The organism is Spirulina major PCC 6313 (genome assembly GCF_001890765.1).
GTDB classification, from domain to species: Bacteria; Cyanobacteriota; Cyanobacteriia; order Cyanobacteriales; family Spirulinaceae; genus Spirulina; species Spirulina major.
The window spans coordinates 2,693,245-2,710,544 of the sequence record NZ_KV878783.1; the positions used below are offsets into that span (position 1 = coordinate 2,693,245).

The 17,300-nt window shown below is 50.6% G+C and carries 17 protein-coding genes and 2 pseudogenes; 7 read left to right on the top strand and 12 right to left on the bottom strand.

From position 1 onward, the window contains the following. Positions 1 to 19: 19 nt before the first annotated feature. Both SPI6313_RS11835 and SPI6313_RS11840 read right to left on the bottom strand, forming a co-directional pair. Positions 20 to 430, bottom strand: coding sequence for a site-specific integrase (locus SPI6313_RS11835; RefSeq protein WP_072621187.1), 411 nt, complete (start codon positions 428 to 430; stop codon positions 20 to 22). A gap of 347 nt (positions 431 to 777) precedes the next feature. After that, the gene (locus tag SPI6313_RS11840; RefSeq protein WP_072621188.1) at positions 778 to 1,356 is read right to left on the bottom strand and encodes a Uma2 family endonuclease; all 579 of its coding nucleotides are present in this window, start codon (positions 1,354 to 1,356) and stop codon (positions 778 to 780) included. Positions 1,357 to 1,600: 244 nt separating this feature from the next. Here SPI6313_RS11840 and SPI6313_RS11845 point away from each other — a divergent pair, with 244 nt between their 5' ends. Both SPI6313_RS11845 and SPI6313_RS11850 read left to right on the top strand, forming a co-directional pair. Then, positions 1,601 to 1,846 carry a UPF0175 family protein gene (locus SPI6313_RS11845; protein WP_072621189.1) on the top strand — a complete coding sequence of 82 codons (246 nt, stop codon included), beginning with the start codon at positions 1,601 to 1,603 and terminating at the stop codon, positions 1,844 to 1,846. After that, positions 1,843 to 2,340 (top strand): PIN domain-containing protein, encoded by a 498-nt coding sequence (locus SPI6313_RS11850; RefSeq protein WP_072621190.1) that lies wholly within the window; start codon positions 1,843 to 1,845, stop codon positions 2,338 to 2,340. Before SPI6313_RS11845 ends, SPI6313_RS11850 begins: the two co-directional genes overlap by 4 nt. Positions 2,341 to 2,594: 254 nt before the next feature. Here the strand turns inward: SPI6313_RS11850 and SPI6313_RS11855 are convergent, their stop codons facing one another. Further along, the gene (locus SPI6313_RS11855; protein WP_072621191.1) at positions 2,595 to 5,168 is read right to left on the bottom strand and encodes a MinD/ParA family ATP-binding protein; all 2,574 of its coding nucleotides are present in this window, start codon (positions 5,166 to 5,168) and stop codon (positions 2,595 to 2,597) included. Between the two features lie 719 nt (positions 5,169 to 5,887). On the opposite strand from SPI6313_RS11855, the gene SPI6313_RS11865 reads away from it, so the two are divergent. Further along, a complete protein-coding gene (locus SPI6313_RS11865; RefSeq protein ID WP_072621192.1) occupies positions 5,888 to 6,862 on the top strand; it encodes an integron integrase in 975 nt (324 codons plus the stop codon). Positions 6,863 to 6,901: 39 nt separating this feature from the next. Here SPI6313_RS11865 and SPI6313_RS24780 read toward each other — a convergent pair. Then, a pseudogene (locus SPI6313_RS24780) lies at positions 6,902 to 7,102 on the bottom strand (Uma2 family endonuclease); the annotation flags it as partial. Between the two features lie 177 nt (positions 7,103 to 7,279). Here SPI6313_RS24780 and SPI6313_RS24015 point away from each other — a divergent pair. Then, complete coding sequence (locus tag SPI6313_RS24015; RefSeq protein ID WP_217650582.1) at positions 7,280 to 8,404, top strand: transposase; 1,125 nt, start codon at positions 7,280 to 7,282, stop codon at positions 8,402 to 8,404. 20 nt (positions 8,405 to 8,424) lie between these two features. Here the strand turns inward: SPI6313_RS24015 and SPI6313_RS11880 are convergent. Then, positions 8,425 to 8,844 (bottom strand): annotated as a pseudogene (locus SPI6313_RS11880) (Uma2 family endonuclease); the annotation flags it as partial. A gap of 51 nt (positions 8,845 to 8,895) precedes the next feature. Continuing rightward, the gene (locus SPI6313_RS11885; protein WP_072621193.1) at positions 8,896 to 10,905 is read right to left on the bottom strand and encodes an amylo-alpha-1,6-glucosidase; all 2,010 of its coding nucleotides are present in this window, start codon (positions 10,903 to 10,905) and stop codon (positions 8,896 to 8,898) included. 230 nt (positions 10,906 to 11,135) lie between these two features. On the opposite strand from SPI6313_RS11885, the gene SPI6313_RS22930 reads away from it, so the two are divergent. Together SPI6313_RS22930 and SPI6313_RS11895 are read left to right on the top strand one after the other, a co-directional pair. After that, positions 11,136 to 11,630, top strand: coding sequence for a PPC domain-containing protein (locus tag SPI6313_RS22930; protein ID WP_072621194.1), 495 nt, complete (start codon positions 11,136 to 11,138; stop codon positions 11,628 to 11,630). A 15-nt stretch (positions 11,631 to 11,645) separates the two neighbouring features. After that, the gene (locus SPI6313_RS11895) at positions 11,646 to 12,116 is read left to right on the top strand and encodes a M67 family metallopeptidase (RefSeq protein ID WP_072621195.1); all 471 of its coding nucleotides are present in this window, start codon (positions 11,646 to 11,648) and stop codon (positions 12,114 to 12,116) included. On the opposite strand, the gene menD is transcribed toward SPI6313_RS11895, so the two are convergent. Beyond that, positions 12,113 to 13,879, bottom strand: a complete 1,767-nt coding sequence (gene menD, locus SPI6313_RS11900) for a 2-succinyl-5-enolpyruvyl-6-hydroxy-3-cyclohexene-1-carboxylic-acid synthase (RefSeq protein WP_072621196.1) — start codon at positions 13,877 to 13,879, stop codon at positions 12,113 to 12,115. The two genes, SPI6313_RS11895 and menD, sit on opposite strands and share 4 nt — an antisense overlap. A 3-nt stretch (positions 13,880 to 13,882) precedes the next feature. Then, positions 13,883 to 14,785: a tetratricopeptide repeat protein gene (locus SPI6313_RS11905; protein ID WP_245788726.1), complete on the bottom strand. Its 903-nt coding sequence runs from the start codon at positions 14,783 to 14,785 to the stop codon at positions 13,883 to 13,885. Between the two features lie 588 nt (positions 14,786 to 15,373). On the opposite strand from SPI6313_RS11905, the gene SPI6313_RS11910 reads away from it, so the two are divergent. Beyond that, positions 15,374 to 16,243 (top strand): hypothetical protein, encoded by an 870-nt coding sequence (locus SPI6313_RS11910; RefSeq protein ID WP_072621198.1) that lies wholly within the window; start codon positions 15,374 to 15,376, stop codon positions 16,241 to 16,243. 288 nt (positions 16,244 to 16,531) lie between these two features. Here SPI6313_RS11910 and SPI6313_RS11915 read toward each other — a convergent pair whose 3' ends face one another. From SPI6313_RS11915 to psbE, 4 genes are read right to left on the bottom strand one after another with little or no spacing between them, the layout of a single operon-like run. Beyond that, the gene (locus tag SPI6313_RS11915; protein ID WP_072621199.1) at positions 16,532 to 16,651 is read right to left on the bottom strand and encodes a photosystem II reaction center protein J; all 120 of its coding nucleotides are present in this window, start codon (positions 16,649 to 16,651) and stop codon (positions 16,532 to 16,534) included. A 36-nt stretch (positions 16,652 to 16,687) separates the two neighbouring features. Then, the gene (gene psbL, locus SPI6313_RS11920) at positions 16,688 to 16,807 is read right to left on the bottom strand and encodes a photosystem II reaction center protein PsbL (protein WP_072621200.1); all 120 of its coding nucleotides are present in this window, start codon (positions 16,805 to 16,807) and stop codon (positions 16,688 to 16,690) included. Positions 16,808 to 16,816: 9 nt separating this feature from the next. Continuing rightward, complete coding sequence (gene psbF, locus SPI6313_RS11925; protein ID WP_072621201.1) at positions 16,817 to 16,951, bottom strand: cytochrome b559 subunit beta; 135 nt, start codon at positions 16,949 to 16,951, stop codon at positions 16,817 to 16,819. 35 nt (positions 16,952 to 16,986) lie between these two features. Further along, the gene (gene psbE, locus SPI6313_RS11930) at positions 16,987 to 17,232 is read right to left on the bottom strand and encodes a cytochrome b559 subunit alpha (protein ID WP_072621202.1); all 246 of its coding nucleotides are present in this window, start codon (positions 17,230 to 17,232) and stop codon (positions 16,987 to 16,989) included. Positions 17,233 to 17,300 lie beyond the last annotated feature (68 nt).

The following is a 17,300-nucleotide window of genomic DNA, read 5'->3' on the forward strand; positions in this document are numbered from 1 at the left end:
CCTTGAGCCAAAAATCAGCCTATTTCAATCCAGATACTGCCTTTTCATTTTTGATACCTTTTTCAGTATCTAAAAATTGAAAAAACTTTTTGACTGCGACTTTAATATCATTGTCAGTGGAAGAGTCCCAAACTTTGCGGCGATACCATTTTTTGAAGTGAGAGTTTGCCATGCCTTTCGTGACATCTTCCAATTTTTCGACATCTGTATAACTACACAAGAATTCGATAAACATTTGAATGATGTGACTGTGTTTACGAACTGTTCTAGGTGTGTATTTTTGTGACAGATAGCCTGAAAACTCGGATTCTAAACTCTCAAGATAGTCTCTAAATGGCTTTCGTTTCGCTTCAGCTTCTTCTAATGCCTGAAAATATTCATCCATCTTATCGGCTGGAATCATGATTTTTCCAGTAAATACTCTTGGCATATTCAGGACTCCTTTCTCTTAAAATACAGCTATTTTAGCCGATGACCACTGAAAGTCAAACTGATTCACCGCGATCGCGCCCGGCGGTGTAACAGCACACCTATTCCCCCAGATAAAAAATCCCCATACTGAAGCGAGATCCTGCTGCGACGAGATTACTTTACCTTGAATGCATGGCTGTGCTTGGAATACTAAAGATTGAATTATGTCGCCCCGATTGACGATATAGCAATCCCAGGTGAAATGTGAGATCAGGATTTAGCTTGTATCAAGAGTTTTACCCTTGCATCTCTCACGAATCAGTTCGGATTGCTATATCGTCTCGCAGAGAATCTACCTTACTGCTTTTAAGCGTCAATCTCAATGTTTTCATAGAGGGCAATGATTTCGATTTGAACGTCAAGCGAACTCAGGGACAATATAATATTTGGATCATCATATTCTGATAGCAGCCATTGATTAGCGGTCGTTTTGACGTAGTGTTCTACGTGAATACTGTACTGGTCAATGAGAAGATATTCGCGGAAGCTTTCAACGGTGCGGTAAGCAGAAAACTTTTCGCCGTGGTCATAGTCTTGGGTTGATTTGGACAACACTTCAGCAATAAAGCAGGGATTGGTCACGGTGTCGGTACGCCCAGTTTGAAGCTGTAAGGGTTTTTCGACAACCATCAGATCGGGATAGGTGTAAAGATTGCGATCGGGAATCCACAACCGTTGGTCGGCTCCGAAGATCCGGTAGGGTTTGCCTCGCACAGCAGATTTGAGCAGGGTTGCAAGATTGATTGCAATTTCGTTGTGGTCAGGTGTGCCTCCTGTCATACGTCGAATTTCTCCGTTGACATATTCATGGCGTTCCTCCGAAACCGTTTCAAACTCCAGATATTCTTCGCGGGTATAGGTGCGTTGCTCAAGTGCCTGGGTCATGGTGTCTTCAACCTCCCTTGTGCTCAACAGTATCTAGCATTTGCTGGATGATTTCCATCGTGCGATCGCTCCCCGCTGCTTAACATCACGCCGATTCCCCCTCTCTCTCTACATCCTTTTCAAGCCTTTTGTCCTGTACTGAGGTGAAGCAGCATAACGGTGAAGTTAGCTGGATCGGACGGAACACAGCCATTTGCTGTCTTAGAAGCATAAAATAGTAAGAGTAGCAGCGAGGAATTTAGGCATGAGCGTTATTGTCCCTGACGAAATTTTAACCGCAACTCGCATGAGTGAGACTGAAATGCGTCAGGAAATCGCTATTATGCTCTTTCAACGGGAAAAGCTTACTCTTGCTCAAGCCAGCCGATTTGCAGGAATGCACCGTGTTGCCTTTCAGCACCTACTTGCTAGTCGCCATATCCCAATGCATTATGGGGTGGAAGATTTTGAACAGGATATTCAAAACCTGCGGGAGATGGGCAGATTGTGATTATCGTCAGCGACACATCACCTATCAACAACCTTGCTGCAATCAATCACCTTCATCTTCTTAATCAACTGTATGGAACAGTTTTTATTCCCGAAGCTGTTTATCGAGAACTAACCGACCCCAATTTTCCCGTAGCAGGTGCGACTGAAGTACAAACCTTTGACTGGATTCAAACTCGTGCTGTTAGCGATCGCATCTTAGTCGAAGCACTGAGTAACGAACTGGATATTGGAGAAGCCGAGGCGATCGCTCTAGCGGTCGAAACTCAGGCTGATCAAGTTTTGATTGATGAGCGCCGAGGTCGCTTGATAGCAAATAAACTGAAGCTTCAATACACAGGAATTTTAGGAATCTTGGTTGAAGCGAAAAGCCAAGGTTTGATTGCTGAAGTAAAGCCTTTGATGAATGCGTTGATTGATGAGGCTGGATTTTGGATAGCAGAACCTCTACGTAACAGCGTTTTACAGCTTGTCAACGAAATCGATGCACCTTGACCTTGACGCTAACAGGTGGGCTTTGCGAATGTCCCACAAGTAGGATAGAGCCAGCTAACGTTCCCCTTCAGCGGCGGCAATTAATCTTGAACTTAGCACCAGTGTTACCCTCCCGTCCGCTGCAAGGGGGTTGTTGGGATGCTGTCGAACCTTGCTGTATATATGCTCAGCTTAGGACAATTACACTGTAAAATTGGAGCTTATTGCAAAGAAGTATTCATACATTTAGAGTGAGCTTCTCAGCTTACATTTGGCTACTTTTTCCCTCTAACATATTTCATCTTTAAGGATGATTTGAAAAGGCGACCAACACGAAGTTGCCCTGGATAATCTGGACGGTCTTCAAACATTCCTACGTTTTTCATTCTCTCAATTGCAGTTCTAATGTCTCTTTTATCTATGTTCACCTTGGAAGTAAGTTCTGAGACACATTCATCTAACTTAAATGGTGTCTTTAGACCTTCAAAAGCATCTAACAATGCCTTAATTCTTGTTTGATTCTCAGAAAAATCATCTGACAAGCTTACCAAATAATTTAATTCAGACTGAAGTTGACTGAGATATTCTCTAGATGCTGCTTCATGAGCAATAAAGATAAGACTTTGACTGATCTTTCCCCCTTCGGTTTGCGATCCTTGGAAAGAACCAACATCAGTTGGCTGAGGATCAGCAATTACTTGAAGAAATTTATCAAAAACTCGTGGATAATACCTCAATTTATCACTGGTACTAATTTCAGGTCGATCACTTGCGCTATCAGCAAAATACGTTTTGAGAAATGTTTTTGTCGCGAGATTATTTCTACGTATTTTTTCAGGAAAGGCTTTCATCAAAAGGATTTCACAATCCTCAGTTGGTAGAGAACCTTTAAGAATATCAGTTCTATTTTCTTCTATGTCTTCAACCAAGCTTGGAAACTGTTCCTTATACCACTGAATTCGAGATATCCGCGACAAAATGAAGTTGAAGATTTTTTGTGTATCCCAACTTAAATATAGACTTTTACCATGAAGCTGTTGTTCAATGTTTTGGAAGCCTCGTCCTACTAAATCACTTCTTATAAAAAGTTTGAGATGTATGTACTTAGATAGCCTGGAATCTGTTTCAACAGTTTGTATAAACCGGAAAAGGGCTTCAGCATAAGTAAAAATCAGCTTGGCGTTAAACGCTGTTTCAAGACCATCGATTAAAAAAGTGCGTTTAGAGTTTCCCTCTATTTTTTCAAGAATTCGCAAAATTGGATCATCACTTGTAGGTTGCTCCATCTCTTGAGAAAACAACCTTCTTAGCTCATCAGTAGATGTTTCAGGTACATCAATCGCAGCAGATAGTAGATGCCACCATAATTTTTCAGGAGTGTCTTTATATAATTCTGCTGCTCTTGTTAGTTCTGGACTAGGAGACTTTAATCCTTTATCATCTCTACTGTTTGAGTCAACTAACAGTGGTTCACCAACCCCAGCTTTTGAAAGCTCTCGAAGTAAGCGAGTCTTACCTGTTCCCTTACGCCCTAAAACATAGGAAATTGAATTGTTAGGAACACTGAGTTCTCGAAGAGCTTCTGTCTGAATTAAGTCGCCTTCATCAGATGCACCACTTGGACTGAGTAATAAAGTATTTTCGGCAATATTTTCAGTTGTTTTATAGCTAACATTAAGAATACTACGAAGCTTGTTGAGTGATTCAATGCTCAGACCAGATAACTGATTCTTCTCTGGTAGTCTGCTCTGCCTGAAAGCGCTATCATACGACCAGACAATCCAATGATCTTCAAGCTCAACAGAAGAAATTTCTGCCTCTTCTTCAAAACTGTCTGAGATTTCGGCAGCTTCAGAGATTGCTTCAGCAAGAATATCTAACAGCGAATCAATCTGCATATTATTCCGCTGCCTGTATGAATCTAAATTTTCATCATCTGGCTTCCATGAAACAAAAACACCAGGATTGGCAGAGTTAGTTCGGAGGACTGATTTTATAAATTGTTCAGCAGGTCGCCACTGTTCATCAAGACGAACACAAACAACTGTCGGACCAAGAAGTGTATTCATCCAAGGTAAGGTTACTGGTGAAAGTCCTGATCTGTGATCTATTAATAGAGCGTCATATTTCTTCTCTATTGCAAATTCTACAATCCGTTTAGCAGCATCCTCAATGATCATAGGTTCTAGCGCACACCGAAGAGCAAATGCAGATGCGTCAATATCAAATTCTGCTGACTTTGGTCTACAAGCCAATAAATCTACATATCCACTTCCTTCGGGTGTCCTAACACGTTCAGGAATAATATCGGATGTAGATTGAATAACCCCTAAGAGAGTACCAGATAAAGTTCGAGAAGTTCGAGCGTAGAGTATATCAAGAGAGGGAGCTTCAATATCGCTATCAACTACAAGAACTTTCCATCCATCTTCTGCCAGAGTAGTTGATAGAAGTCCAAGAAGGGTTGAACGAGCTTGCCCACCCTTGTAGCCATAAAAGTGAATAACTTTAATTCTTGTAGATGGCTCTTCTGTAGAACTTGTTTCTTTTAATTCCTGATCGATGAGAGCACTCAACCAATGGTGTCCTCGATCTTTATTATCAGGATATTCTTCTAAAAATTCATCAGCAGTAAGTAAACGCAACGAAAGTAAGGAATTTCGTAAGATCCTTCGTAGTTCTGCCACGCTAATTTTGATCGAACGGCAGAAATCCAGTTCACGCTCATCTAGTTCTAGCTCAGTAAATCTAGAGGATATACATATTAGATGAACATATGGAAATCGAAATACTGTTTTGATTTCACCAACTTTCTTTGCTGCTCTTAGCAGCTGATTTGCATTCATCATAGACTTATTCCCCTACTGATAAGGCTAGTCTTAATATCCTTTATGATTTCTAAGGCTTCTTTTAATTGGCTGTCTGTAGATTTTCCAGGAAAATCAGTTTCATGCCTTAAATATCTGATATCAGGGTAACGGTTAGCATCAACATTAACCTCAGATCCATCTCTGTGAGTGCAGTATAAAACGGAGAGCTTAGATTCTAGTTGTGTCCCTAGAGAAGTTTCGCCCAGATCAGTAGTCAGCCAATCGATGATACAGTGTCCCCTTTTCCATGAACCAGATTGATGGAAGTGATCTTTTATCGCAAGCTCTAGCACTATTAAGGAGCAGTAGAGACATAAAAGAGGATTACTAGGATTCGACCCCCCAACCTTGAAGGATTGTTGATTGTAGCTGTGAGGCATAGTAATTAGAACAAGAATTTGAACCGGCAACTCAGAGAGGCTGTCTGGTATTAATTATAACCACTGAATAGCTTGGGCTATGACAGCGCACGTATTTTGAACTAGTCAATCTCTCACTCTCGTCAACAATCTTCAAACTACTGTCCTCACCAGGATATGAAGCAGCCCAACTATGAATTATACGGATTTTTTCCATCTAATCACCCGTATAGAGATTTTCTTAAGATTTCATCTGCATAACACCCCAAGAGAGGGGATTATACGGAAATTTTCCGTATAATCCCCGTATGAGCGTTTTATACGGATTTGTTTGTCCCGATGAATACTCCCCAACCGCCAAAGAAATTGTTAGACGTGGTTCGAGAGGTGATCCGCCTCAAACACTACTCCTACCGTACTGAGCAAACGTACATCGATTGGATTAAGCGGTACTTGCGCTTTCACAACAAGCGTCCCCCTCGCGAAATGGGCGTGCCAGAGATTCAAGAATTCCTGACTCATCTTGCAGTGGAAGGTCAAGTTGCCGCCTCAACACAGAATCAAGCCCTGAGCGCACTACTGTTCCTCTATCGAAATGTCCTTCAGATTGAGTTAGGCAATGTTCGAGATTTCTTGAAAGCCAAGCGCCCCAAACGGTTGCCCACTGTTCTCACCCCGGAAGAAGTCCAAAAAATAATTCAACATCTGACCGGAGTAGAGCGGCTGGTGATTCAATTGCTCTATGGCAGTGGCTTGCGCTTGGCGGAGGCGTTAAACCTGCGTATTAAAGACGTGGATTTTGCTCAGCACCAGTTCATCATCCGAGATACCAAAGGTAACGAAGACCGAGTGACCCCTTTGCCCCAAAGCGTACAAGCTCCTCTACAGATCCACCTCAAAAGCGCTCGTCAACTGCATCAACAGGATCTAGAGCGAGGGTATGGCTCTGTGTATCTGCCCTTTGCCCTGGCAAGAAAATATCCCAAGGCCGATCATGAATGGATTTGGCAATATGTGTTTCCGTCCTATTCGTTCTCTCAAGATCCGCGCTCAGGGGTAACGCAACGACATTATTTAAGCGAAAGCAAAATCCAGAAAACCTTAAAAAATGCAGTTAGACAATCAACTGTGGAGAAAAGAGTGAGTTGCCATACTTTTCGACATAGTTTTGCCACTCATCTTTTGCAAAGTGGCTATGACATCCGTACTGTTCAGGAATTGCTCGGACGTAAAGATGTGAAAACAACGATGATCTATACCCATGTTCTCAATCGTGGGGGGCGTGGGGTTCAAAGTCCGCTGGATCGACTGTAAACAGTCAGTCCTCGCTAAGTTCAGTAAACCGTATTTTCTTCATGCCCAAACCCGCTTTAGTACCAGCGTAAACCCTGGCAAAATTGGATCTCCAGACAATGCGATTGGATGGTCTAACACCTCAACCGCTTGACCCGGACGATAAATGTCCACCCGCTTGTTTTTCGGGTCAATCAACCAGCCCAACTGCGTCCCATTCTCTAGATATTCCTGCATCTTTGCTCGGAGTGCCTGGAGGCTGGTTGACTGACAAAAGTTGAGAGTTAGAAGTCGAAGTCTTGACTGAGAGGGTTTTTCAGGGGTCGAGGTCATAACAGGGGAGCCAGCGTTCTAAGCTTAGATACCACTCAAAACAACGAACGCTGTGAAAAAAACTCCCCCCTCTACGATGCCTTAGCCCCTTGGCTGAGTCAATCGGTGTCCTGGGCACATCGGGCGCATCTGACCACCTGTGTGTGGATGGTAGCCGCCTTGATTCAGCGCGGTGAAGTCAACCTAACCCGCTGGCTACCCTACCTGCCTTGTCGTGGGCACCAAGCTCAAAGCAAGCAACGTCGGGTCAGCCGCTGGCTACACAACAGTCGCATCAATGTCCATCGGCTGTACAAACCGCTGATTCAAGCAGCGCTTGCCACTTGGAATGAGGACTGTTTGTATCTGAGCTTAGACACCTCAATGTACTGGGACAACTATTGCCTGGTGCGTTTGGCTGTGGTGCATCGAGGCCGAGCCTTAACCGTGGTGTGGCGAGTATTGGAACACAAAAGTGCCTCCATCGCTTTCAGCGACTATCGAGAGCTGCTCTACCAAGGCGCGAACCGATTGCCCCAAGGGGTGAAGGTGGTGTTGCTGGCCGACCGAGGCTTTGTCCACCTCAAGGCGATGCAGATGCTCAGTCAAGAGTTGGGCTGGCACTATCGCATTCGTCTCAAGCGCAACACCTGGCTCTGGCGGGCTGGTAAAGGCTGGCAGCAATTGAAAGACTTCCATCTCCAACGGGGGGAAGCCCTTTGTCTACACACCGTCAAACTCCACAAGCAGGAGTGGTACGGACCGGTTCATGTTGCCCTTGGCTACAACAACATCAATGGTGAGTTTTGGGCAATCGTCAGTGATGAACCCACTAACCTACAGACGTTCCGCGAATATGGCTTGCGCTTTGATATCGAGGAAGCGTTTCTCGATGACCAATCTAGCGGTTGGAATCTCCAGAAATCAGAACTGCGCTCCGTCTGCGCTCTGTCTCGCCTCTGGTTCCTCCTCGCGGTCGCGACGCTCTATGTCACGGCTCAAGGGGTCGTGGTGGTGGAGTCCGGAGACCGTCGCCGGGTAGACCCCCACTGGTTTCGTGGCAACAGCTATTTCCGCATCGGTTGGGACTGGATCAAAACCGCTTTGGAGCAAGGTTGGCAGCTCATTAGGACGGTCTGTTTTACCCAGGCTCGTGACCCTGAACCCGCTATGGCTTCTCGAAAACAACACGACCGTCGCACCTATCAAATCGAGTTCAACATACGCACATACCAGTATGACCCTGACTAAGTTTTGTCAGTCAACCAGGCCTGGAGGTTGTCGGTTTTAGAGCGCAACTCAATGACAAAATCCGGGCACAAGGGAATAAATCCATCCTGCTGTTCAGGAGTGAGGGCATCCCAGCGATCGCACCGTACCCAAGCCGCATCAGGAGAACGGTTCGCACCATTGGGGAGTGCAAATCCGGTGGACGAGTCAAACGCTCGACCGAGAGTATCGTTCGCCTCAAACCAAACACTGAGTTGACCCGTGATGCTGAGGTTACGATGACCCGTATTGCCACCCGTGGGAGGATTCACAATTAATTCTCCGGTTGCCGTTCTTTCAAGATGAAGGTCACGATTGGCCGCTGCCAGCAGAGCAAACTGCTCCAGTGTCACATGCAGGGTTAACGCCTGGGGAAGCTGGAGTTGGAGGGGTTGAGCGTGAGGGAGAGCTTGGATGACCATCGTTGCTGCGCAGGATTCACCACTGTTCTAGTCTAGCGGGCGTGGGTGGGTTTAATGGGTTGCCAATACACGCCACACCCGCAGCACTTCCGCCACTGTCCAGGCTTGGGCGATCGCACCACGGGGGGTAAAGGGGGCATCACCGTCGAAGATTTCGCTGAGGCTGCCGACACAAGCGGCGTTGAGGTGGTGGAGCATTGGGGTGAGGAGGGCTTGGGCTTGGGCGCGATCGCCATAGACGGCGAGATGGGCTTGGACGTAGTGACCGAGGAGCCAACCCCAGACTGTGCCTTGGTGGTAGGAGCCGTCCCGTTGGAGGCGATCGCCCCCATAGATGCCCACATAGTCGGGATGATTGGGGGCGAGGGAGCGTAAGCCGTGGGAGGTGAGGAGCGATCGCGCCACGGTATCGACGATTAATTTTTGTTCGCGGGGGAGTAACAGCGGCAATCCCCCGATCGCCGAAAGTTGACTCGGCAGCGACACCGCAAAAATTTGGTTGGGGCGCAGGGTGGAATCATTGCCCGTCGGTGTGTCGAGCACATCGAAACAATAGCCCGTTTGGTAGTTCCAAAACCGATTAAACCCGATTACTGTTTGTTGGGCCATCTCTTGATAGACCTGCACCGGTTCCCCCAACAATTGCCCGAAATACTGCATGATCACGAGGGCGTTATACCAGAGGGCATTGACTTCGATGGGTTTACCGATGCGCGGCGTGACGACCCAATCATCCACCTTTGCATCCATCCAGGTGAGTTGTTCTCCCGGTTCTCCGGCGTAGAGCAGGCCGTCTTTGGGGTCAACCTTGATGCTGTAGCGCGTGCCGTGGATGTGCCAATCGATCACCTCCACGAGGGCGGGGAAGAGTTCGGCGATCAGGTCTTGGTCTTCGGTGTGGGTATAGTAGGCGCGGAGGGCCTCGAAGTACCAGAGGATTGCATCGACGGTGTTGTATTGGGGGGCGTTCGTGCCGTCGGGGAAGAGGTTCGGCAGCATCCCGTGGTCGAGGTATTGGGCGAAGGTGCGCAGGAGTTGACGGGCGATCGCCGGCCGTTCGGTGCTGAGGGTGAGGCCGGGTAGGCTGATCATCGTGTCCCGTCCCCAGTCGCCAAACCAGGGATACCCAGCGATCACCGTTTTGCCGTCGGGTTGGTCAGGGAGCGATCGCGCCACAATAAACTGATCCGCCGCCAAGATGAGGGGTTCAATCTCGGAACGATGGGGGAGGGGGAGCGATCGCCAAGGTTCAAGCACCTCCCGCTCGTAGGTTGTCCGTCGTTCCCAGGCGGCGGTGATGTTGAGGTCAGGGTTGGCGTTGGTGGTCAAAATCAAGGTGCAGGATTCCCCAGTTTGCAGCGTCACACTGACCAAGGCCGGATTGAGGTGATCTTCGGCATCGGTTAACCCCCGATACCGCTCTTGGGCCAGATCAAAATCCTGATGCCACGCGGGCCGAATCGACCACTGGGGCGCGGTCCCTTCGCTGGTCATCACGAGGGCGAATGGTGTCGCTCCCTGAAATGCCGTAATTTGTAAGCCCTGGTCGTGGGGCGTGATCTCCATCGGCCAATCGTCGGTGTGGGTATCGCCGTGGAAATCGCGGTAATTGACAAAGGGTTTTAATGTCAAGGCAACGGGTTCACTGGCATGGCGGACGCTGTAGCGGATATAGGTCGTGTTTTGGCCCGGTTCCATCCAGATCCGTTGTTCGAGGCGCACATCGGCACAGGCATAACTCCAGACGGGGGTTGTGCCTTCGAGGTGAAATTGTTCGAGGTGGAGATAGCCGTGGGGGTCGATGGTTTGGTCGGCCCAGCGATTGGTGAAGAGGGGAAAGGTGTGGCCGCCGTATTGAATGCTGGTGTCTACCTTGCTGACCAAGAGGGTACGGCCTAGGGGCGGGTTGAGGGCGGCGATCAGCAGGCCATGGTAGCGACGGGTGAGCAGGCCGGCGATCGTGCCAGCGGCGAAACTGCCCGTGCCGTTGGTGACGAGCCATTCCCGCTGTTCAGCGATCGCTAATTCACCACATTCAGCGCGTCCAAATGCAATACCCATGAGCGTTCTCCTTCCCTGAAGCGTTAAATAATAAACGTAATGCTGATCCGGTGAGCCGTCTCGGCGATCGGGAACAGCCCCCTTCAACTCACTGTAGTTCACCACTAGCGGCCCAGGAACAACGGTCGGCAGAATTCGCCGATGTAAACCTTAATCACTGAATCTGGCACAGTGCCGAATTCGTGGGACATAATAAACGGGTTAAGGCATACGGCACCAAAATCAAACCTATGAAATCTGCGTTCAATCGTCCCCTACCCCTAGCGTTGTTGACGGGTATCGCTGCATTGGGGTTGGGCGCTCTCACCCCCCCAGCACTGGCGGGCGCATTCTGTGGCCCCACCGCAAAATCCACTGTTCAACAAAAACAGCAATGTCAACGGCCTACCCTCACCTCTGGCCAGGATTTCTCCGATGTACTGACAGATCAAGACATTCCCACGGGCGACGGGGGGTTCTTCCGGGATTATGAAGTGAATCTGCAACCGGGGGATAATGTAGCGATTGATCTCGTCTCCAATGAGTTTGACCCGATTGTGCTGCTGCTCAACCCCGACGGCACACCCCTCGGCGATAACGACGATGCACCGGGCGGCGGCACGGATTCGCTGCTGTTCACGCGAATTAAGGAGGCCGGAACCTATATCGTGCGGGTGCGCTCCTTTGGCGATACCGGCGGCGGTGAATTTACCTTAACGGTGACGCGCCTCGTTCCGGTGCGCTAAGGGTGATCCGTTGCGATGGGACTATCACTGTCAACGCTGCAATACGATACCCTCTGCGCCCATGGAGCCGCCACCTATCCAGAGGAATGCTGTGGGGTGTTGGTGGGACGGGGAGAGGCGATCGCACCGGTCATTGAGGTTGTGCCCTTGGTGAATGTGTGGGGACGGGCTGCGGTGACCGAATCCCTCGCGGCCGTCGCGTCGGAACCCCGGTCGGACAGTCGGCGGCGGAATTTTGCGATCGCGCCAGCAGACTTGCTCCGGGTGCAGCGGCAGGCCAGCGATCGCCACCTCACGATCATCGGTATCTACCATTCCCACCCCGACCATCCCGCCATCCCTTCGGAGTTTGACCGGGCGATTGCCTGGCCGGACTACGATTATCTAATTCTGTCGGTACACCAGGGCCAAACCGTGGCCGTGGAAAATTGGCGGCTCAATGATCATGGTGAACTCGCCAGCAGCCCGCTCCTGTTCACCCCTTAACAGCCCGGCCAATTCTGGAGCCATTGACGGCGCACCTGGGCATCGGTGCGGCGCTGGGTGGGAATTTCCAGCAGGCGGATACCAGGAGGAACGGGGGCGGTGAGATGCTGCGCCAGGTTGTCCCAATCGGTAATCCGGTGATAGGTGATGTGATAGGCGGCGCAGAGGTGGGCGAAGTTGACCCGTTGGGGGGTGACGAAAAATTCAGTAAAGGGGGGATCGTAGGCCGCGATCGCCAACTGTTCAAAAATACCGCCCCCGTCATTATTCACCACCACAATTGTGAGACTGCCCGTGAACTGGGGCGTTAACAGAAACCCGTTCGTGTCGTGGAGCAAGGCTAAATCCCCCGTCAGCAAGACCGTGGGGCGATGATCCTGGGCAATGCCCAAGGCGGTAGATAGCGTACCATCGATGCCATTAGCCCCCCGATTGAAATAGGGGACAATGCCGCGATCGCTCGGTGGCCAAAACGTTTCCACATCCCGCACCGCCATACTATTGGCAATCAAAATCGGGGTCTGGGGCGGCAAGTGGTGGGCCAAAATCCAGGGCACTTTCGCCGCGATTAGGGGTTCTGTGGCCGCAAGGGTGCGATCGAGGTATTGACGCGCCGCCGTTTCCGCCTGCTGCCACTGGGAGAGATAAGGGCTGACGGTCAAGGTGGGGGTGGTGTAGTTAATCTGTTCGATCGCAACGTGCAGAGGGTGGCTATGGCCGTGGAGGGGGTCAAAATTATCGGGGCGTGGGTCGAGAATCCAACGGGGGGCATCGGTGGCGGTGAGCCATTGCCGTAGGATTTTGCTCGTGGGCAGTTCCCCCAGTTGAATCACCCACCGGGGCGCGAGATCGTGGGCTAAGGTGCGATCGCGCAGAATCAAATCATAATGGCTGATTAACTGGGGATTGAGGGCGGCATGGTGACGCAGGGGGGACAGACCCTCGGCCAGCACCGGATAGTGGAGGGTGGCGGCGAGGCGTGCCACCGCCCGACAGTAGGCCACCGGGTCGGCGGGTTCGGCGAGACCGGCAATAATCACACCCTCGGCGGGGGGATGGGGGGGCAGTGCGATCGCAGTCGGGGCATGGGTGGGCGCGGGCGGTGGGGGTGTCCCATCCAGCGACCATTGGGCCACTTGGGCGGCGAGTTCCGGTTGTCGCGTGGGGGCGAGGGGTTCGCGGAAGGGTAAATTGAGATGCACAACGCCGGGATGGGGGTAAAGGGCGCGATCCCAGGCGTGGTGGGTCATCTGTCGCCACGATCGCACAATCTCCACATCCGGGCTAGGAATCGGGAATTCCATGTGCCAATTGGGATAGGAACCGAACAGTTTCAACTGATCAATGGCTTGGCCCGCGTGGCAATGGCGCAATTCCGGGGGACGATCTGCCGTTAGGATCAGGAGGGGAACCCCCGTCATCGCGGCTTCAATCACCGCTGGATAGAAATTTGCGCCCGCCGTGCCGGAGGTGCAAACCAAGGCGACGGGACGGCGCGATCGCTTCGCCACGCCCAAGGCAAAAAAAGCCGCCGATCGCTCATCTAAACAGGGCAGCGTCGCCACGGTTTTACAGGCCGCAAACGCCACCGCCAAGGGAGTCGAACGGGAGCCGGGACAGATTACCGCCTGCCGCAAGCCCCGTGCCGCCAAGGTTTGCACCAACATTGACCCACAGAGGGTATTACTATTGCGATCATCCAAGTCCCAAGATGCGATCGCCTGCTGTTGATCTCCGTGCTCTGATCCGTCCCCCTGCGCCATGGATTAGTCGGTGCTATCCCCATTCGGGTCGCTCTCATCCACAGTTGGAGTCTCTGGAGTCTCGCCCCTCGATGCATCAACATCGGCAGGCGCTTGATCCGCGATCGCCGCTGCACTGCGTTTAATCGGGTCTTTATAGCGCGGCGGGGCGAGAGACAGGGCCAAACTGTAGAGGGTTTGGGCATCTTCGGTGCGGCCTTGGGCGTTGAAAATTTCCGCCTTCGCCCATACCGGCCGAAAATCCTCGGCATCCTTGGCAATGACTTGATCGTAAACCGCGAGCGCTTCCGTTAAGCGTTCTTGCTGTTCATAGACCCGTCCGAGCAACATTTGCACCGAAGCCACATCAATCGAATTGGGTTGGGCGGCGTTGGCTTGGGCGGCGGTTTTTAAGGTCGTTTGCAGCAGGCCGATCGCCCATTCCGGACGGTCTTGTTGCAACTGGAGCGCCACCATACTTTGCAGGGCTTTAATGTAGCCGGGATGGTTATCCAAGGCGGTTTCATAGGCTTGGAGGGCCCCGGCTAAATCGCCAAAATACTGCCGGGTTTGCCCCAACAACAGCAGATAATCCGGCTGCTCTGGGACGAGGGTGGCTAAACGTTCGAGGGGTGCGATCGCGCCGTCGAGATCCCCCTGTTCGACGCGCACCTCCACTAACCCGCGCAACGCCGTCACATTATCCGGCTCTCGTTCTAGTACCAATTCATAGCCCTTCGCTTCCGCCGCCAGGTCATTATCCACCACCGGCACGGCGTTGGGCGTGGGCGATGGGGTCACCTGCGCTGGCACAGACCGATTGCGCCACAGCCCCACCAAGGGCACGAGCGACCCCCCCACAAAAACCACCAAAATGAGGACGAGAACAACATAGACCCACAGACGACGCGATTGTGTCTTTTTCACAGCCATTTTTAAGACAACGCAGAATAAAAAACGGACATCTGGCGCACCCCCTGAGGAGACCGCTCCGCCGGTTGAGCGGAATGCTGAGACTCTCACCAACAGCATGAGGCGATGTCTAACCCCACCTGATCAGAGCCTAGTCGATGCGAGGCCATCGGCCCAACCCTGCTAGGGTAGCAGTCTCATCATTGTACCGTTGGATCATCCTTCAACCACGATCGGCGTTAACACCACACTCCCCTGGTCTCCCCACCGTGCGCACGGAATTGTCGGTGAAATCATACGGATTCCCCGCCCCATCAACCGCATTAAGTACAATCATGACAACAATGGACAGTCTTCCATCAAAATCAATGCGACCAATGGTGAGACCCCCCTAGTCACGCAGGGGACTTTCTCACTCACCATGTAAAGTAGAGAGAGACCGTACCCATACGGCTCTTCTTCACTGGTTCGAGACATCAGGAGACACTGGCTCCCCGTACCTCATGTCGAGGTGCGATCGCTTTGCTCCCCGATCACAACTTTTGTGATCCTCACACCCGTTGCGTATCTCGCCAGTTGTCGAGCTTAGGATCTAGCACGATAATGAACAATCAAGCCGCCTCCGTCGAACAGTCCACATCCATCTCATCTACCAAACCCCCTCGCTCCCAGCCCATTCCGCCGCCGAGTGAACCACGACAGTATCGGGCCATCGGTCTAGTCCATGGACGCTATGTCCCATCGGAGGAACAACACACCAAAGGCATGGTGGTCACCGATGATGGGAGCGAAATTGATGCCGTACTCCTAGGGCGCGTCATTAGTTTGATCAAAAATCACCTGGATCTCGAAAAACCTCATCTTTGGGTTGTCTATCCGCGCACCCGTCAGCAGGAAGAAGAACTCCATGTGCAAATCGCGGGAGTTTGGGAGCCGGAAAAACTCCACCCCAACCCAGAAAGCTTAGAACCACAAGATGCCGAGGCCAGTGAAACCCCGGAAGATCCCAAAATCAAGCGTCCGCTCCGGCCCGTAGACCCGCCGAGTCCTTCGGAACCACGCTGTGAGGATGGTTATTTTTCCGTGCGGGGGGAAGCGGTTTTCTGTTCTGCTGAACAGGAGTTGGTGATTATTAAAATTCAGCAGACCTCTCGCAATCCTGAGGAAAAGCGCAAAAAATCCTTTAAGCTCCACCTCAAAGGCGTGTTGCCCGAAGAACGACCCCTGCGCCATTTTTGGGATATTCATTTAGTCCGGGACGGGCAACATTTAGCGATTCAAGAAGCCAATGATATGGGCTTTATGCCCAAGCCCAAGCCCCGCAAAAAGTTTGATAAGAAACCGGGGGGCGGCTTTCAGAAGCGATATTCGAGTCGGCCGAGTAAAGTGGTTAAGCCGGGAGAGGGAGGGCCGAGCCGCGTTGCTAAACCCATTCCCAAAAAACGGAATTCCTCCCCGGATAGTGGAGATTAATCATCAACGCTGAGGTGGTGCGATCGCGCTTCCATCCTCGTGAATGATGATGATCGGGGCGAATAATGCTTCTTCCCGATGTCATCGTTCTTGGTATAGCAGTGGCAGAGATCGTTGGGGCAGGCAAGGGGCTTCAGCCCCTTGTTCCTAGATCTACTGTGGCCCTAACCCTCGTTCTCGTTGCTACATTGGCAAAACCCGCCGCTCTCCCTTGGGAAAACGGCGGGTTTTAACTGTAGAGTGCCATCTAAAGTCGCAATGTGCAATCGATGGCGGGCGGCCTGTTAATTACAACGAGGAACCCAAACCGGCGTAGGCACCGTAAAAGAACAGCCCCACAATACCAATTGCACCCATACCGGCAACAACGCCAACCACCCAAAGGGGAATTCGCCCATCTGCAAACATCTGTCTATCCTCCTAATTTGAAATCCTAAACTGTGATTAGTTAAAGAAGTAGCTCGAAAACAAAACACCCAAAACGAAAATTAACAGCAGTCCTAAGAATAGGGAGGTGCGGTTGAGTTCAACGGGTTGCTTGTTGGGATTATTAGAACGATCCATGGAGGCCTCCTAGCGTTGAATAAATTGCATTGCGGCGATCGCACCCAGGAAAAATACCGAGGGTACAGCCAAGGTGTGAACTGCTAACCAGCGCACTGTAAAAATGGGATAGGTTACAGGTTGGTTTCCGGACGGATTGGTCATAGTTTATAACCCTTGTTTTTGAATAGAGATGTTGACTATTTATTGAAAATTTCGATCTGCTTTGTTGCGTCATAGCGATCAGACACAATCGGCATTTCTTGACGATCTTGGGTGAAATATTCATTCGGACGGGGAGTACCGAATGCATCGTATGCCAGTCCTGTGCTGACAAACAGCCACCCTGCAATAAACAGCATCGGAATTGTAATACTATGGATCACCCAGTAACGAATACTGGTGACAATGTCGGTAAATGGCCGTTCTCCGGTTTGTCCTGCCATGTGAAAGTGTCTCCTTTGACAAACATTAAAGTCTACTGTACACCATAAAGAATCGCTTGTTCGGAGAA

Bases quoted from the DNA above. Each gene is read 5' to 3' on its own strand.
- SPI6313_RS11835 (WP_072621187.1), bottom strand. From the start codon at position 430: ATGCCAAGAGTATTTACTGGAAAAATCATGATTCCAGCCGATAAGATG.
- SPI6313_RS11840 (WP_072621188.1), bottom strand. From the start codon at position 1,356: ATGACCCAGGCACTTGAGCAACGCACCTATACCCGCGAAGAATATCTG.
- SPI6313_RS11845 (WP_072621189.1), top strand. From the start codon at position 1,601: ATGAGCGTTATTGTCCCTGACGAAATTTTAACCGCAACTCGCATGAGT.
- SPI6313_RS11855 (WP_072621191.1), bottom strand. From the start codon at position 5,168: ATGATGAATGCAAATCAGCTGCTAAGAGCAGCAAAGAAAGTTGGTGAA.
- SPI6313_RS11865 (WP_072621192.1), top strand. From the start codon at position 5,888: ATGAATACTCCCCAACCGCCAAAGAAATTGTTAGACGTGGTTCGAGAG.
- SPI6313_RS11885 (WP_072621193.1), bottom strand. From the start codon at position 10,905: ATGGGTATTGCATTTGGACGCGCTGAATGTGGTGAATTAGCGATCGCT.
- SPI6313_RS22930 (WP_072621194.1), top strand. From the start codon at position 11,136: ATGAAATCTGCGTTCAATCGTCCCCTACCCCTAGCGTTGTTGACGGGT.
- SPI6313_RS11895 (WP_072621195.1), top strand. From the start codon at position 11,646: ATGGGACTATCACTGTCAACGCTGCAATACGATACCCTCTGCGCCCAT.
- menD (WP_072621196.1), bottom strand. From the start codon at position 13,879: ATGGCGCAGGGGGACGGATCAGAGCACGGAGATCAACAGCAGGCGATC.
- SPI6313_RS11910 (WP_072621198.1), top strand. From the start codon at position 15,374: ATGAACAATCAAGCCGCCTCCGTCGAACAGTCCACATCCATCTCATCT.
- SPI6313_RS11915 (WP_072621199.1), bottom strand. From the start codon at position 16,651: ATGTTTGCAGATGGGCGAATTCCCCTTTGGGTGGTTGGCGTTGTTGCC.
- psbL (WP_072621200.1), bottom strand. From the start codon at position 16,807: ATGGATCGTTCTAATAATCCCAACAAGCAACCCGTTGAACTCAACCGC.
- psbF (WP_072621201.1), bottom strand. From the start codon at position 16,951: ATGACCAATCCGTCCGGAAACCAACCTGTAACCTATCCCATTTTTACA.
- psbE (WP_072621202.1), bottom strand. From the start codon at position 17,232: ATGGCAGGACAAACCGGAGAACGGCCATTTACCGACATTGTCACCAGT.